Origin of the sequence: Aeromonas jandaei, assembly GCF_037890695.1 — a bacterium.
In the GTDB taxonomy this organism is placed as follows: domain Bacteria; phylum Pseudomonadota; class Gammaproteobacteria; order Enterobacterales; family Aeromonadaceae; genus Aeromonas; species Aeromonas jandaei.
Window position 1 is genome coordinate 4,491,390 of the sequence record NZ_CP149571.1, and the last position, 15,210, is coordinate 4,506,599.

Annotated in this window: 16 protein-coding genes; 11 read left to right on the plus strand and 5 right to left on the minus strand. The window is 61.1% G+C overall.

Translation table 11 applies throughout. From position 1 onward, the window contains the following. Positions 1–34: 34 nt before the first annotated feature. Both WE862_RS21080 and trhA read right to left on the minus strand, forming a co-directional pair. A complete protein-coding gene (locus tag WE862_RS21080; RefSeq protein ID WP_339058678.1) occupies positions 35–1,696 on the minus strand; it encodes a putative transporter in 1,662 nt (553 codons plus the stop codon). Positions 1,697–1,813: 117 nt separating this feature from the next. Beyond that, entirely contained in the window at positions 1,814–2,449 is a 636-nt protein-coding gene (trhA, locus tag WE862_RS21085) for a PAQR family membrane homeostasis protein TrhA (RefSeq protein WP_042029728.1), read from the minus strand. Between the two features lie 174 nt (positions 2,450–2,623). Between trhA and WE862_RS21090 the strand changes: the two genes are divergently transcribed. From WE862_RS21090 to WE862_RS21100, 3 genes are all read left to right on the plus strand, one after another. Next, a complete protein-coding gene (locus WE862_RS21090; protein WP_042029727.1) occupies positions 2,624–4,147 on the plus strand; it encodes an aminotransferase class V-fold PLP-dependent enzyme in 1,524 nt (507 codons plus the stop codon). A 90-nt stretch (positions 4,148–4,237) separates the two neighbouring features. Continuing rightward, positions 4,238–4,789, plus strand: a complete 552-nt coding sequence (locus tag WE862_RS21095; RefSeq protein WP_042029725.1) for a septation protein A — start codon at positions 4,238–4,240, stop codon at positions 4,787–4,789. 24 nt (positions 4,790–4,813) lie between these two features. Then, positions 4,814–5,110, plus strand: a complete 297-nt coding sequence (locus WE862_RS21100) for a YciI family protein (RefSeq protein WP_033112808.1) — start codon at positions 4,814–4,816, stop codon at positions 5,108–5,110. 78 nt (positions 5,111–5,188) lie between these two features. On the opposite strand, the gene cysQ is transcribed toward WE862_RS21100, so the two are convergent. Both cysQ and WE862_RS21110 read right to left on the minus strand, forming a co-directional pair. After that, the gene (gene cysQ, locus WE862_RS21105; protein WP_042029723.1) at positions 5,189–5,944 is read right to left on the minus strand and encodes a 3'(2'),5'-bisphosphate nucleotidase CysQ; all 756 of its coding nucleotides are present in this window, start codon (positions 5,942–5,944) and stop codon (positions 5,189–5,191) included. A gap of 47 nt (positions 5,945–5,991) precedes the next feature. After that, positions 5,992–6,852: a DeoR family transcriptional regulator gene (locus tag WE862_RS21110; protein WP_042029721.1), complete on the minus strand. Its 861-nt coding sequence runs from the start codon at positions 6,850–6,852 to the stop codon at positions 5,992–5,994. Positions 6,853–7,126: 274 nt separating this feature from the next. Here WE862_RS21110 and kbaZ point away from each other — a divergent pair, with 274 nt between their 5' ends. The 8 genes from kbaZ to WE862_RS21150 are packed head-to-tail and all read left to right on the plus strand — an operon-like array spanning position 7,127 to position 14,285. Next, complete coding sequence (gene kbaZ / locus WE862_RS21115) at positions 7,127–8,440, plus strand: tagatose-bisphosphate aldolase subunit KbaZ (protein ID WP_042029719.1); 1,314 nt, start codon at positions 7,127–7,129, stop codon at positions 8,438–8,440. Between the two features lie 12 nt (positions 8,441–8,452). Then, positions 8,453–9,622 carry an SIS domain-containing protein gene (locus WE862_RS21120; RefSeq protein ID WP_042029718.1) on the plus strand — a complete coding sequence of 390 codons (1,170 nt, stop codon included), beginning with the start codon at positions 8,453–8,455 and terminating at the stop codon, positions 9,620–9,622. Then, positions 9,622–10,095, plus strand: coding sequence for a PTS N-acetylgalactosamine transporter subunit IIB (agaV, locus tag WE862_RS21125; RefSeq protein WP_042029717.1), 474 nt, complete (start codon positions 9,622–9,624; stop codon positions 10,093–10,095). The genes WE862_RS21120 and agaV overlap by 1 nt, the downstream gene beginning before the upstream one ends. A gap of 15 nt (positions 10,096–10,110) precedes the next feature. Then, positions 10,111–10,884, plus strand: a complete 774-nt coding sequence (agaW, locus tag WE862_RS21130) for a PTS N-acetylgalactosamine transporter subunit IIC (protein WP_005354369.1) — start codon at positions 10,111–10,113, stop codon at positions 10,882–10,884. Further along, positions 10,874–11,752, plus strand: a complete 879-nt coding sequence (agaE, locus tag WE862_RS21135) for a PTS N-acetylgalactosamine transporter subunit IID (protein ID WP_005354370.1) — start codon at positions 10,874–10,876, stop codon at positions 11,750–11,752. Before agaW ends, agaE begins: the two co-directional genes overlap by 11 nt. 48 nt (positions 11,753–11,800) lie before the next feature. After that, positions 11,801–12,241 (plus strand): PTS galactosamine/N-acetylgalactosamine transporter subunit IIA, encoded by a 441-nt coding sequence (gene agaF, locus WE862_RS21140; protein ID WP_042029716.1) that lies wholly within the window; start codon positions 11,801–11,803, stop codon positions 12,239–12,241. Next, complete coding sequence (gene nagA / locus WE862_RS21145; protein WP_042029714.1) at positions 12,241–13,440, plus strand: N-acetylglucosamine-6-phosphate deacetylase; 1,200 nt, start codon at positions 12,241–12,243, stop codon at positions 13,438–13,440. Before agaF ends, nagA begins: the two co-directional genes overlap by 1 nt. Beyond that, the gene (locus tag WE862_RS21150; RefSeq protein WP_042029712.1) at positions 13,431–14,285 is read left to right on the plus strand and encodes a tagatose bisphosphate family class II aldolase; all 855 of its coding nucleotides are present in this window, start codon (positions 13,431–13,433) and stop codon (positions 14,283–14,285) included. The genes nagA and WE862_RS21150 overlap by 10 nt, the downstream gene beginning before the upstream one ends. A gap of 125 nt (positions 14,286–14,410) precedes the next feature. Here the strand turns inward: WE862_RS21150 and pdxJ are convergent, their stop codons facing one another. Next, entirely contained in the window at positions 14,411–15,148 is a 738-nt protein-coding gene (gene pdxJ, locus WE862_RS21155; protein WP_005340919.1) for a pyridoxine 5'-phosphate synthase, read from the minus strand. Between the last annotated feature and the right edge of the window lie 62 nt (positions 15,149–15,210).

A 15,210-nucleotide genomic window follows, 5' to 3' on the forward strand; every position in this document is an offset into this window, starting at 1 on the left:
GCATGACAAACCATGCACCTGCCATTTCAGAGAGTTATGCGCCAGCCCAGAGGATGATGGCCAAAAGCTGCGGCGAGATGATCCGCAGGAACATCACCAGCGGGTAGACAGTGGCATATGAGAGAGCACTGGCGCCGCTGGTCGGATGCATGGCGTTGGCAAAGGCCAGCGCGGGAGGATCGGTCATGGAGCCGGCCAGCAAACCACACAGGGTGAGGTAGTTCATCTTGCCATAGAGGCGAGCCAGCACCCCGACCACCAGCAACGGAATAAGGGTAATGGCGACGCCGTAGAGCATCCATGAGGGACCATCGCCGTGGATCAGGGTATCGACGAAACCGGCACCGGACTTGAAGCCGACCACCGCCAGAAACAGCACGATCCCGATCTCCCGCAGCGCCAGGTTGGCACTGGGCGGCATGAACCAGTAGAGCTTGCCGATGCTGCCGATCCGCGACAGGATCAGCGCCACCACCAGCGGCTCGCCCGCCAGGCCGAGCTTGAGCGCGGCCGGGAAGCCCGGCAGATAGAAGGGGATGGAGCCAAGCAGCACGCCAAGACCGATCCCGATAAAGACCGGCAGCATCTGCACCTGCTGCAGCTTTTGCTGCACGTTGCCGACCACATTGGTCACCGCTTCGATGGCATCGAGGCGTCCCACCAGGTTGAGGATGTCACCAAACTGCAGGCTGGTCTGGCTGGTCGGCACCAGTTCGATACCGGCCCGATTGAGGCGGGAGATCACCACGTCATAACGCTGTTTGATGTCGAGATCGCGGATCTTCTTGCCCAACACCTGTTCGTTGGTCACTACCACCCGTTCAACGCGCAGGTCGGTACCACGAGTCGAGAGCGAGGTCTCCACCTCCTCCCCGAGCACCAGCAGCACCTTGTGCAGCGCATGGCGCTCACCCACCAGGTGGAGCAGGTCGCCCAACTCGATGCGCGAATCGGGACGCGGCACCATCAACTCATCGCCGCGCTTGAGGCGCGAGCAGATGACATCAGCCTCGTCGAGACTCGGGATCTCGCTCAGCATCAGGCCATGCATATTGGGGTTGCGCACCGCGATGTTGATGGTCTGCAGGCTCTCCTTGGTCTTGCCGGTCTGCAGCTCGAACTGGGCGGCTTCCTCCTCAACCTTGATGCGAAAGAAGACCCTGATCAGCCACATGGTGAGCAAAATGCCGCAGATACCGAACGGGTAGGCAACCGCATAGCCCATCCCCATCAGACCGGTGGAGCCGGGGGCGGCCCCCAGTTCACCCAGGATCTGCTGGCCCGCACCGAGCGAAGGAGTATTGGTGACCGCACCGGAGAAGACCCCGAGGATCACCGGCAGCGGCACATCGAACAGCTGGTGCAGGGCCGCAGCGACCACGCCGCCGAGCAACACCAGCAGGGCCGCAAAGCCGTTGAGCTTGAGACCGGAGCTGCGCAGAGAAGAGAAGAAGCCGGGACCAACCTGAATGCCGATGGTGTAGACAAACAGGATCAGACCGAACTCTTGAATGAAGTGCAGGGTTTGTTCATCCAGTGCGAGACCGGAGATGCCAGCAAAGTGGCCGACTATGATGCCGCCGAACAGCACCCCTCCTATCCCCAACCCGACGCCATAGACTCGCCAGTTCCCCAGCCAGAGTCCCAGCACTGCCACCAGCGACAACATGCTGATGGAAAGCGCGATATCACTCATTGTGTGCATCCTTTGCGAATTGAACTGTCCTTAGCTTGTCAGCAAACGATGCCGCCAACTGTGTGATAACGCACGAATTTATCCTTTGGCGCGGCAAAAATACCAATTAAGGGTTAATTAAACGACATAGCCATAAATGGCCATAAAGTGACAAATGCTGCCCCCCAGCACAAACAGATGCCAGATGGCGTGGTTGTAGGGAATTCGCTTGGCCACGTAGAAGATCACCCCGAGGCTGTAGACCAGCCCGCCCACCGCGAGCAGCAGCAGCCCTTCACCAGCCAGATGGATATAGAGCTGATAGATAACCACCAGCGACAGCCAGCCCAGCATCAGATAGGTGAACAGCGACAACTTCTTGAAGCGATTGATGAATATCAGCTTGAACACCACCCCGGCCAACGCCAGCCCCCAGATCACCACCATCAGCCCGTGCGCCAGCGGCGTATCGAGCGCCACCAGCAGGAAGGGAGTATAGGTACCGGCGATCAGCAGATAGATGGCACAGTGATCAAACACCTTGCACCAGCGTCGCGCCTTGCCCTCCGCCATGCTGTGGTAGAGGGTCGAGGCGAGATAGAGCAGCACCAGACTGCCACCATAGAGGCTGTAGCTCACCAGCGCTTGCGTGCCCTGCCCCCACCCCTTGATCAGCAGCAGCACCAACCCGACGATACCCAGCAACAATCCCGCTCCGTGGCTCAGCCGGTTGGCCAGCTCTTCCCGGGGGGAGTAATCCATCACACCACTCATAACATTCACTCCGTTATCATTGGCGACACTCTACCCAGCGCCATTTCAGAGTACAAGCGTTCGCTTAAAAAATGGGGTGGCTGTCACCCGCCCCCCTTTGGTGTATGCTCTGCCGCCGATGCCCGACAGAAGCGGCATAGACACCTACCCCGGTGACCTGGTCTGGAGAACCTGATGAAGTTGACTGAGCTGTTTGCACAAGCGGATCCCGCCTTTGGCGAGGCGATGAGCACCTTGCTGGAGACCTTCCACCACTCCGACGACAGTCAGGCCCCCTACCAGCACGACCTGTTCACCCATCAGCTCGACCAGTCCCGCATGCCCGCCAGCGGCTGCTCGACCGAAGCCTATCTAGCCCGTCTGGCCACCCTTGTCCCCGGCGCCTCTCATCTCACCTCGCCACGCTACATGGGTCATATGACGGCACCATTGCCGGCCTTCACTGCCGAGCTCTCCCGTCTGGTGGTGATGCTCAACCAGAATCCGATGAAGATGGAGTCCTCCCGCCTGCTCAGCTTTCTGGAGCGGGAGGTGCTGGCCAAGCTGCACCGCCTTATCTATGGCATGGACGATGCCTTCTACGGCGAGCAGATGCATGCCAAGGATGCCGCCCTCGGCGTCATGACCAGCGGCGGCACCATCGCCAACGTCACGGCGCTGTGGCTGGCCCGCAACCGCGCCTGTGGCGACAACCTGTTCGCCCTCTATGAGCAGGGCTATCGCGGCGCCGTCATTTTGGGCTCCCGACTGATGCACTACTCCTTCGACAAGGGGATGGATCTGCTGGGATTGGGCGCCCGCAGCGTCTGGCGCCTGGAAACCGACGAGCAGAACCGGCTCAGTCTGGCTGCGCTGGAACAGGCTCTGCTGCGCTGCAAAGAGGAAAAACTCAAGGTACTGGCGCTGGTCGGCGTGGCGGGCAGCACCGACTTTGGCTCCATCGACCCCCTGCCGGAGCTGGCCGCCATCGCCGAGCGCGAGCAGATCCACTTCCACGTGGATGCCGCCTGGGGTGGCCCGACCCTCTTCTCCCCCCGCTATCAAAACCTGTTGGCCGGGATCGAGCATGCCGATACCGTCACTCTGGATGGCCACAAACAGCTGCTGGTGCCGCTCGGTACCGGCATGCTGCTCTGTCGTCAGCCGGACCTGATGATGGCGGTCAAGCGGGAGGCCCCTTACGCCATCCGTGCCACCTCGTTCGATCAGGGCCGCTTTACGCTGGAGGGCACCCGCCCGGCCAACGCCCTTTATCTGGATGCCGCCTTCCAGCTGTTCGGCCAGCAAGGCTATGCCGACCTCATCGAGGCCAACTACGACCGGGCCCGACTGATGGCCGAGCTTATCACCAGCAATCCGGCCTTCGAGCTGATGTCTGCTCCGGTGATGAACCTGCTCTCCTATCGCTGCATCCCGCCCCATCTGCAGGGCAAGGTGCTGGATGAAGCGGCCAACGAGCAGATCAACGCCTTCAACGTGGCCCTGCAAAAAGCCCAGCGGGCCGAGGGGCACAGCTTTGTCTCCCGTACCCAGCGCGCCGTGGTGCGATACGGTGCCCAGCCGCTCACCCTGCTGCGCGCCGTGTTGCTCAACCCTTTGATTGAAGAGCGCCATATCCGCGACCTGCTGGCCGATCAGCAGCGACTGGGGATCTCCATTGCTCGCCAACTGTTTGGCGACAGCGCGGAACCGGCGTAAAAATGAGCGGTCTTATTCATTTGCCGTTGTCCGCCGTGCAGGTAGACTGGGCGAAATTTGCAGGCCATCTTTGAGGACTAGGCGTCAGAAATGAAGCAATTTATTGAATTTATTCCACTTATCGTTTTCTTTGCGGTCTACAAGTTCTACGACATCTACATGGCTACTGGCGCCCTGGTGGTGGTCACCGGTCTGCAGCTCGCCTATAGCTGGATCCGCTATCGCAAGGTCGAGAAGATGCAGCTCTTTACCTTCCTGCTGGTCGGCTTCTTTGGCGGTCTCACTGTGTTCTTCCACGATGACACCTTCATCAAGTGGAAAGTGACCGTTATCAATGCCCTGTTTGCACTGGGTCTGATCATCAGCCGCTATGGCTTTGGCAAGAACCTGATCAAGCAGATGCTGGCCAAGGAGCTGCAGGCGCCCGACGCTATCTGGGATCGGGTCAACCTCGGCTGGGCCGGTTTCTTTGCCGTCTGCGGCCTGCTCAATCTCTATGTGGCGTTCAACCTGCCGCAGGAGATGTGGGTCAACTTCAAGGTGTTTGGCCTGCTCGGCATGACCCTGATCTTTACCCTGCTCAGCGGTGTCTACCTCTACCGCCACATTCCGGCTGATCAAAAAGAACAGCTGAAAAAATAACCCTCATCAGAAAAGGATTGTCTCATGTGGTATCTCATCTACTCCGAAGATGTTCAGGGCAGCCTGCCGCTGCGCAAGCAAGTTCGCCCCGCCCATCTGGCTCGCCTGCAAGCCCTGCAGGATGAAGGTCGGCTGCTGACTGCCGGCCCCAACCCGGCCATTGATGCCGAGGATCCGGCCGATGCCGGCTTTACCGGTAGCACCGTCATCGCCGAGTTTGCCTCACAGGCGGATGCCCAGGCTTGGGCCGATGCCGATCCCTATGTGGCGGCGGGCGTCTATGCCAAAGTCACCATCAAGCCGTTCAAGAAGGTCTTCTGACCCGAAGCGAATAGCGAAATAAAAAGGCCGGACTGGCAGTTCACTCCAGTCCGGCCTTTTTATTTCCCGATATCTCGTTTATGCCTTGGCCACAAACCAGGGGTTAAGGATGTCCGGCTTGTTGTAAGCAAGGGGTGAGCCATCGAGTCGGGTGACGCTGCCCCCTGCCCCCTCCAGCACCGCCTGCGCCGCACCGGTATCCCACTCGCAGGTGGGCGCAAGGCGCGGATAAAGCTCGGCGCCCCCCTCGGCGATGATGCAGAACTTGAGGGAACTGCCCATGGAGACCAGCTCGATCTCACCCAAAGGAGCCAAGAAATCGAGGGTCTCCTGCGACAGGTGGTTGCGACTGCCCACCACCCGCCACACATTGCCTTCACGATGGGGCTGGGTCTGGATGGCCTCGCGCCTGCCATCGGCAATGCGCCAGGCCCCCACGCCCTTGCCGCCATACCAGAGCTTGTCCAGCACAGGGGCATAGACCAGCCCCCAGAGCGGCGCCCCCTGTTCAATCAGCGCGATATTGACGGTGAACTCGCCGTTGCGAGAGACAAACTCCTTGGTGCCATCGAGGGGATCCACCAGCCAGTAGCGGGACCAGCCGTGGCGCGCCGCCATCACCTCGGGCCCCGACTCCTCCGACAGCACAGGAATATCCGGAGTCAGCCGTGCCAACGCCTGCACGATCACCTCATGAGCCCCCTTGTCGGCCGCGGTCAGCGGACTCTCGTCGCTCTTGTACTCCACCGCGAAGGGCTGGCTGTAGATGGCCATGATGGCCGCCCCCGCCGCGCGGGCGACAGGTTCAAGTTCGGTGATATCGGGGTGGTACATAACAGGCTCGTCCAGTGGGTGAGAAACCCAGTCTATCGTGTTTGTCATCAACCGCTTATAGCTGATTGCACTGGATTATATTGCCCCTGCTTCTCCTGCCCCTTGTTGCCATCGGCTGGTACCAGCAGCACCTCGATACCGGCATTGCGCAGACCGGAAAGGATATCGGCAGGCACGGCATCGTCGGTGATCAGGGTATGAATACGCAGGGTATCGATGATCTTGTGCAGGCTGCGCCGGCCAAACTTGCTGGAGTCGGTGACCACCACAATCCGCTCGGCCACCTGACACATGCAGCGGTTGAGGCGCGCCTCGTCCTCATGATGGGTGCTAACGCCGCGCTCGAGGTCGATGCCATCCACCCCGAGAAACAGCATGTCAAAGTGGTAGTTTTGCAGGGACTGCTCCGCTTGCGCACCGTAGAAGGAGAGCGACTTGCGGCGCAGATGTCCGCCCGTCATCAGTAGATCCACCCCTTCTGCTTCGAGCAGTTCATTCGCCACATTCATGCCATTGGTCATCACCAGGATCTCCTGATGACCCTTCAGATGGCGCGCCACCTCCAGCGTTGTCGTCCCCGAATCGAGGATAAGACGACAGCCGGAGGGCACCAGGGTCGCAGCCAGCGCACCGATCCGCTGTTTCACCGGGGTATTGAGCACGCTCTTGTCAGCAATGGTGCGCTCCGGCACCGTCTGACCCGGCTCGCACAACAGGGCGCCACCGTAAGCACGCACGGCCACCCCCTGCTTCTCCAGAAAGGCCAGATCGTTGCGGATGGTCACGGTAGAGACCTGATAATGAGTCGCCAGCTCGTTGACCTGAACGCTGCCATTGCTGCGCAGCTGCTGAATAATCCGCTCCCGCCGCTCGCTGGTTCCGAGCGCACCTTTTTCGCTTGTTTGCATAGTTCTTCTGCCGGAATGCTGTAGTGAAAGATCGCTTTCACTTCGTTACGTTTGCATATTAACGCTCAGCGAAGGTGCCAAATCAAGCCTTCATTACGCTTTACCCCCACTCTCATCATCTTTCCCCACCATTCAAATCCTTTCGATACCTTTCTTTTTGTGATCCCTTTCAAGATCTGACGACTCTTTTGTTTCGTTTTCTTTTCCTCCCTACTACCGTAAAGAAAAGAAATCGAAAGAACCTTTCCATCCGCAGCAACCAAGGAACATCAAAATGAAATCCATGCTGGCACTGGTCGAAAGACACAAACAGGGAGAACAGACCGGGATCTACGCCGTCTGCTCCGCTCACCCGCTGGTGCTGGAGGCCGCGCTGCGGCTGGCCGCCGAAGGGGATGAGCTGCTGCTGGTCGAGGCCACATCCAATCAGGTGGATCAGTTTGGCGGCTATACCGGCATGACCCCCGCTGACTTTCGCGATCGCCTCTACGAGCTGGCGGCACAGTGTCACTTTCCGGCGCAGCGCCTCATTCTGGGGGGCGACCATCTTGGCCCCAACCGCTGGCAGGGGGAACCGGCCGGGCAGGCCATGGCCCATGCCGGGGATCTCATCGCCAGCTATGTCGCTGCCGGGTTCAAGAAGATCCACCTCGACTGCAGCATGTCCTGTCAGGGCGATCCCGTTCCCCTGACCGACGAGCTGGTCGCTGAAAGGGCGGCACGGCTGGCGCAGATCGCCGAGCAAACCTGTCTGGCCACTTTTGGCGAGAGCGATCTGGTCTATGTGATTGGCACCGAGGTGCCGGTGCCGGGCGGTGCCCATGAAGATCTGGCCGATCTGGCGGTCACCACGCCGGAGGCGGCACGCCACACCCTCGAGGCCCATCAACAGGCCTTCAACAAGGCGGGGCTGGCCCATATCTGGCCGAGAGTGATCGGTCTGGTGGTGCAACCCGGCGTCGAGTTTGACCAGACCCGCGTCATCGATTACCGGCCCGAAAAAGCGGCTCCCCTTAGCCGGATGATCGAAGCCTATCCCCACATGGTGTTCGAGGCCCACTCCACCGATTACCAGACTCCCGAGGCCTACCGCCAGCTGGTACGCGACCACTTTGCCATTCTCAAAGTCGGCCCAGCCCTCACCTTCGCCCTGCGCGAAGCGCTGTTTGCCCTTGCCGCCATCGAGGAGGAACTGGTGGTTGCCAAGGCCTGTTCAGGTCTGCGCAAGGTGATGGAAGAGACCATGCTGGAGCGCCCCGACTTCTGGCGCAGCCACTACCAGGGCAGTGCCAACGAGTGCCGACTGGCCCGTGGCTACAGCTATTCGGATCGCATTCGCTACTACTGGCCCGATAGCCGGGTCGATGAGTGCTACGCCAGATTGCTGGCCAATCTGGCGGCGGAGCCCATCCCCTTGCCACTGCTGAGCCAGCATCTGCCCCTGCAGTATCGCAAGGTGCGTCAGGGCACGCTCTCGGCCAATCCCCATGACCTCATTCTCGATCAGGTGCAGGAGGTGCTGCGGCACTACGCCAGCGCCTGCACTGCGGCCTCTCGCCGCCATTCCCAGCTCGACCCCGTTGTATAAGGAGTTGCAGACATGATCCTTGGTTATCCAGAAGAGATGTTGCGCAGTGCCAATGGCCTGGCGACTGCCCGTGAAATTCGCCAGCAACCCGCCACCTGGCGCGAGACCCTCGCCATGGTCGAGGAGTGCCGTCCAGCATTGACCCGTTTTCTGACCCCCCTGCTCGCCCGGCAAGAGCTGCGCATTATCCTGACCGGGGCTGGCACCTCCGCCTTTGCCGGTCGGGCGCTCGCCCCCTATCTCTCGGCCCACCTGCATGCCCGGGTCGAGGCAATCGCCACCACGGATATCGTCACCGACCCGGCCGAGTATCTGGCCGAAGATTGCCCTACCCTGCTTATCTCCTTTGCCCGCTCCGGCAACAGCCCCGAGAGCGTGGCGACGGTCGAACTGGCCAGCCAGCTGCTCAGCCACTGCCACCATCTGGTGCTGACCTGCAACGGTGAAGGGGCGCTCTATCGCCGCTGCCAGCAAGATGCCCACTCTCTGGCCCTGCTGATGCCGCCCCAGACCAATGATCGCAGCTTCGCCATGACCAGCAGCCTCACCAGCATGATGCTGAGCTGTCTGGCTCTCTTCCTGCCAGAGCGGTTCAACCGCCAGCGCTGCGAGCAGCTGGTCACCACCAGTGACGCCATTCTGGAGCAGGTTGTGCAGCGCGTACCGGCCTGGAACGAACCGTTGCCCGAGCGGGTCATCTATCTTGGCAGTGGCAGTCTGCAAGGGGTGGCGCAGGAGGCGGCACTCAAGCTGCTGGAGCTGACCGCCGGCCGTCTGGTCGCCATGTTCGACTCCCCCACCGGTTTTCGCCACGGTCCGAAATCGGTCGTCAACGAGCAGACGCTCATCGTGCTGCTCATCTCCAACGACCCTTACACCCGGCAATACGATCTGGATCTGCTGCGCGAGCTGCGAAGCGATGGCAAGGCTGCCCGGGTAGTTGCCATCGCTGACCAGCGCCATCCCGCCATCGAGGAGGGGGAGCACATCTACCTGCCCCACACCCTGCATGGCGACGATGCCCAGCTCGCCTTCTGCTACCTGCTCTATGCCCAGTACTACGCCTTCCATACCTCGCTGGGACTGGGTATCAGTCCGGACAATCCCTGCCCCACCGGTCAGGTCAACCGGGTCGTACAGGGGGTCAATATCTATCCGTTCCACCAAGAAGGAGTGCTGTGATGCCCAATATCGTATTGAGCCGGATCGATGAGCGCCTGATCCACGGTCAGGTCGGTGTCCAGTGGGTCGGCTTTGCCGGTGCCAATCTGGTGCTGGTCGCCAACGACGAAGTGGCAGAGGACCCCATCCAGCAGAACCTGATGGAGATGGTACTGGCCGAAGGTATTGCGGTGCGGTTCTGGCCGCTCCAGAAGGTGATCGACAACATCCACAAGGCGGCGGATCGCCAGAAGATCCTGCTGGTCTGCAAAAACCCTACCGATTTCAACATCCTGGTTCAGGGAGGTGTCCCCATCTCCCGGATCAACGTCGGCAACATGCATTACGCCGACGGCAAGCGTCAAATCCACAAGACCGTATCCGTGGACGAACAGGACATCACCGCATTTCGCGCCCTGCGGGACGCCCGTGTCGAGTGCTATGTCCAGGGCGTGCCGACCGAACCGGCACAGGACATTTTCAACTTGCTCTAATTAAGGACAATTGTGATGGAAATCAGTTTGTTACAAGGTCTGCTGCTTGGCATCCTGGCGTTTTTCGCCGGACTCGACCTGTTCAACGGTCTGACCCACTTCCACCGTCCCGTGGTGTTGGGGCCGCTGGTTGGCCTCATCCTCGGCGACCTGCCTACTGGCATTCTGGTGGGCGGCACCCTGGAGCTGGTCTGGATGGGGTTGGCCCCGCTGGCGGGGGCGCAACCGCCCAACGTCATTATCGGCACCATAGTTGGCGCCACCTTCGCCATCACCACCGGGGTCAAGCCGGATGTGGCGGTCGGGGTTGCCGTTCCCTTCGCCGTTGCCGTGCAGATGGGGATCACCTTCCTCTTCTCGGTGATGTCGGGGGTGATGTCCCGCTGTGATCGAATGGCCGAAGCGGCTGACGTGCGCGGTATCGAGCGGGTCAACTACCTGGCACTGCTGGCTCTGGGCACCTTCTACTTCCTCTGTGCCTTCCTGCCCACCTACTTCGGGGCCGAACATGCCAAGGCGGCCATCGACGTGCTGCCCGCACGCCTCATCGACGGCCTCGGCGTTGCTGGCGGCATCATGCCCGCCATCGGTTTTGCCGTACTGCTCAAGATCATGATGAAGAACGTCTATATCCCCTACTTCATCCTCGGTTTCGTCGCTGCCGCCTGGCTCCAGTTGCCGGTGCTGGCCATCGCCGCCGCCGCGCTGGCCATGGCCCTGATCGACTTCATGCGCACCACTACCCCGCAAGCTCGTCCTGTTCAGGAGGAAACCGAAGATGGCATCTAACAACACAGCTGCGCGGATCATCTCCAGCGCCGAACCGCACAATACCCGGCCACAATCCGACGACACCTATGAAGATCAGCAGCTTGGCGCCGAGCTGACCAAGCAGGATATCAACCGCTTTGCCTGGCGCTCCCTACTGTTGCAGGCCTCCTTCAACTATGAGCGGATGCAGGCCTCCGGCTGGCTCTATGGATTGCTGCCGGCACTGCAGAAGATCCACACCAATCCGCGGGATCTCTCCCGGGCCATGAAAGGGCACATGGGCTTCTTCAACACCCACCCCTTCCTGGTCACCTTCGTGATGGGGATCGTGCTGGCGATGGAGCGCTCCAAACAGAACGTCAACAGCATCCAGAGCACCAAGATTGCCGTCGGTGCACCGCTCGGCGGGATCGGCGATGCCATGTTCTGGCTCACCCTGCTCCCCATCTGCGGTGGCATAGGGGCAGATCTGGCGCTGCAGGGCTCCATCATGGGTGCCGTGGTCTTCTTCCTGCTGTTCAACGTGGTCCACTTCGGCCTGCGCTTTGGTCTGGCGCACTACGCCTACCGCATGGGGGTGGCTGCAATTCCGGTCATCAAGGCCAATACCCGCAAGGTGGGCCATGCCGCCTCCATCGTCGGTATGACGGTGATCGGCGCGCTGGTCGCCACCTATGTGCGTCTTGGCACCACGCTGGAGATCACTGCCGGTGACGCAGTCGTCAAACTGCAGGCGGATGTGCTCGACAAGCTGATGCCCGCCTTCCTGCCGCTGCTCTACACCCTGGCGATGTACGCCCTGATCCGCAAAGGCTGGAGCCCGCTGCGCCTCATCGTCATCACGGTGGTACTCGGTATCGTCGGCAAGTTCGCCGGTTTCCTCTAATCCGGAGCCGGCAGCAAGCCGGCCCCCTTTGCAGTAAAGGAACAGACTATGTTGGGCATCATCATTTGTGGTCATGGCGGTTTCGCCAGCGGTCTGGAGCGCGCCATGCGGCAGATCCTCGGCGAACAGGAAGCGGTTATCGCCATCGACTTTCCCGAGAGCTCCACCACCGCCCTGCTGCAGGCACAGTGCGAAGCGGCGCTGGCAGAGGTCGACAAGGGGGATGGCGTGGTTTTCCTGACCGACCTGCTCGGCGGCACCCCGTTTCGGGTCGCCTCAACCCTCTCACTGCACCAGCCAGAGCGGGAGGTTATTACCGGTACCAACCTGCAACTGCTGCTGGAGATGGCGCTGGAGCGCGATGGCCTCAGCACCCGTGAATTCCGCCGGCAGGCCCTCGATTGCGGCCACCGGGGGCTCACCTCGCTGGCAGATGAGATGGGTAAAGAGCGTCAGGCAGATGCCGCTCTCGTCGAGGAGGGCATCTGATGGCCTCAAGGATCCGTGCCCGTCGCCTGCTGACCGAACAGGGTTGGCTGGAACATCAGGAGCTGACCCATGAAGGGGGCGTCATCACCGCCATCGCTCCCATCACGGATGGCGATCCGGCACGGGATGTCGAGCTGCTGGTACCCGCGCTGATCGATGGTCATGTCCACGGCGGAGCTGGCGTCGATGTCATGGATAGCGATGGCAATGCCTTGGCTACCTTGTCGATGGCCAAGGCGGCAGAAGGGGTCGGCGCTTTTCTTGCCACTACGGTCACCGCCCCACTCCCCGAGATAGAGCAAGCCCTTGCCCGCATTGCCGATGGCGTTGCCCGCGGCATGCCGGGCGCCGAGCTGCTCGGCTGCTATCTGGAAGGGCCCTACTTCACGCCGGACAACAGGGGCGCCCACGATCAGGCGCTGTTTCGTGAGCTGGATATTGCCGAACTGAACCATCTGCAACAGCTGGCGCGTGGCAGCCTGAAGGTGGTCGCGCTGGCACCGGAAAAGCCCAATGCCATCGCGGCCATTCACCATCTTGCCGCAAACGGCATACGGGTGATGCTGGGCCACTCGGCGGCGGATCACGACACCACCATGGCGGCGCTGGCGGCGGGCGCCTCAGGGCTGGTGCACTGCTTCAACGGCATGCGCGGCCTGCACCACCGCGAACCCGGCATGGTCGGTGCGGGTCTTGTCCATCCCGCAGCCTGGCTGGAGCTGATCGCCGATGGCCATCATCTCCACCCGAGCGTGCTCAAGCTCTGTCACTGCTGCGCCGGCCAGCGCCTGCTCTTGGTCACCGATGCGATGCGCGCCGCCGGTATGCCAGACGGTCACTATCTGCTTGGCAACTATCGGGTCGAGATGAAAAACGGCGTGGTACGCACCGAAACCGGCGGTCTGGCGGGCAGCACCCTCACCCTACTTGGCGCCGTACGCAACATGGTGCAGCTGGCGGATGTGCCGCTCGATGAAGCCATCGCAATGGCCTCGCTGGCACCAGCAAAGATGCTCGGCATTGCCGATCGTCTCGGCTCACTGGCGGTTGGCAAACAGGCCAACCTGCTCGCCCTCACCACTGAACTCAATCAACAACACATCTGGGTAGCTGGCCGGGAGATAAACCCGACCCAGCTCTCCTCCCTTTTCTCAGGATCTCGCGTCAATCAGGACGCTCAGGAGTCACTATGTATCTGATCTCTTCCCATGAAATGCTCAAAGATGCCCAGCGCCGCGGCTATGCCGTACCGGCTTTCAACATCCACAACCTGGAAACCGTGCAGGTAGTGGCTCGCACCGCCGCTCGCATGCGCTCTCCGGTGATCCTGGCTGGTACCCCGGGTACCTATCGCCATGCAGGGGTCGAGTATCTGGTCTCCATCTGTCAGGCCGCCGCCCATGAGTACCGTATCCCGCTGGTGCTGCATCTGGATCACCACGAAGACGAGCAAGACATCCACTACAAGGTCGAAGCGGGTATTCGCTCCGCCATGATCGATGCCTCGCACTTTCCGTTTGAAGAGAACATCGAGAAGGTGCGCAGCGTGGTGACCTTCTGCCACCGCATGGGGGCCAGCGTCGAAGCGGAGCTGGGTCAGCTGGGCGGTCAGGAGGATGACCTCATCGTCGATGCCGCTCATGCCAAATTTACCGACCCGCTCAAGGCGGCCGAGTTTGTCCGCCGCACCGGTATCGACTCGCTGGCGGTGGCCATCGGTACCGCCCACGGCCTCTACAAGGAGGAGCCCCGCCTCGACTTCGCCCGCCTCGCCGCCATTCGCGAGCAGGTGGATATTCCGCTGGTGCTGCACGGCGCCTCCGGCGTACCGGAAGCCGATGTGCGCCGCTGCATCGAACTCGGGATCTGCAAGGTCAACGTTGCGACCGAACTGAAGATAGCCTTCGCCGATGCGATGAAAGCCTTCCTTGGCTCTCATCCGGATGCCAGCGACCCGCGCCAGTATCTGGTTCCCGCCATGGCTGCCATGGAGGAAGTCGTCGAGGCGAAAATCCGTATGTGCATGAGCGACGGCAAGCTGTAGTCACGATAACGGACCCGCCATACCGTGATTGATTGACCTAGCCCAACTAGCCAGAAGCAACAAAGGACGCCGTGGCGTCCCTTGTTGTTTCTGGCGATCTGTCTCAGGCTCAGCCTATCTGCGGATCAAATCCCCTGACGGGCTTCCTGCATCAGCAGGCGCATATCGCTCACAGCTTTGGCCAGACCATCGAAGGCGGCGCGACCGATGATGGCGTGGCCGATGTTGAGCTCATAGAGCTCGGGGATGGCGGCGATGGCCTTGACGTTGTGGTAGTGCAGACCGTGGCCGGCATTGACCTTCAAGCCCTTGCCAGCGGCATAGGAGGCTCCGGCAGCGATGCGCTTGAACTCGGCATTGCGCTCGGCATCTGTGGTGGCATCGGCATAACGGCCAGTGTGGATCTCGATAAAGGGGGCGCCACTCTCGGCGGCCGCATCGATCTGGATTGGGTCGGCATCGATAAAGAGGGATACCTGAGCCCCCACCGCGGAGAGACGGGCAACGGCATCAGTCACCTTGGCCAGCTGACCGGCCACGTCCAGACCGCCCTCGGTGGTCACCTCGGTGCGCTTCTCCGGCACCAGACAGACGAAGTGAGGCTTGATGCGGCAGGCGATGCCGATCATCTCTTCGGTCACCGCCATCTCCAAATTCATTCTGGTCTGAATGGTCTGACGCAGGATCTCCACATCGCGGTCGGTGATGTGGCGGCGATCTTCTCGCAGATGCACGGTAATGCCATCGGCCCCGGCCTGCTCAGCCACGAAGGCGGCCTGTACCGGATCCGGATACTGGGTGCCCCGGGCGTTGCGCAGGGTGGCGATATGGTCGATGTTCACACCCAGATAGATTTCACTCATTGAGAACTCCTTGAAAGGCTTCATCTGTTGACTGCGCGGTCAGCGAATCACCCCGCGCCAAT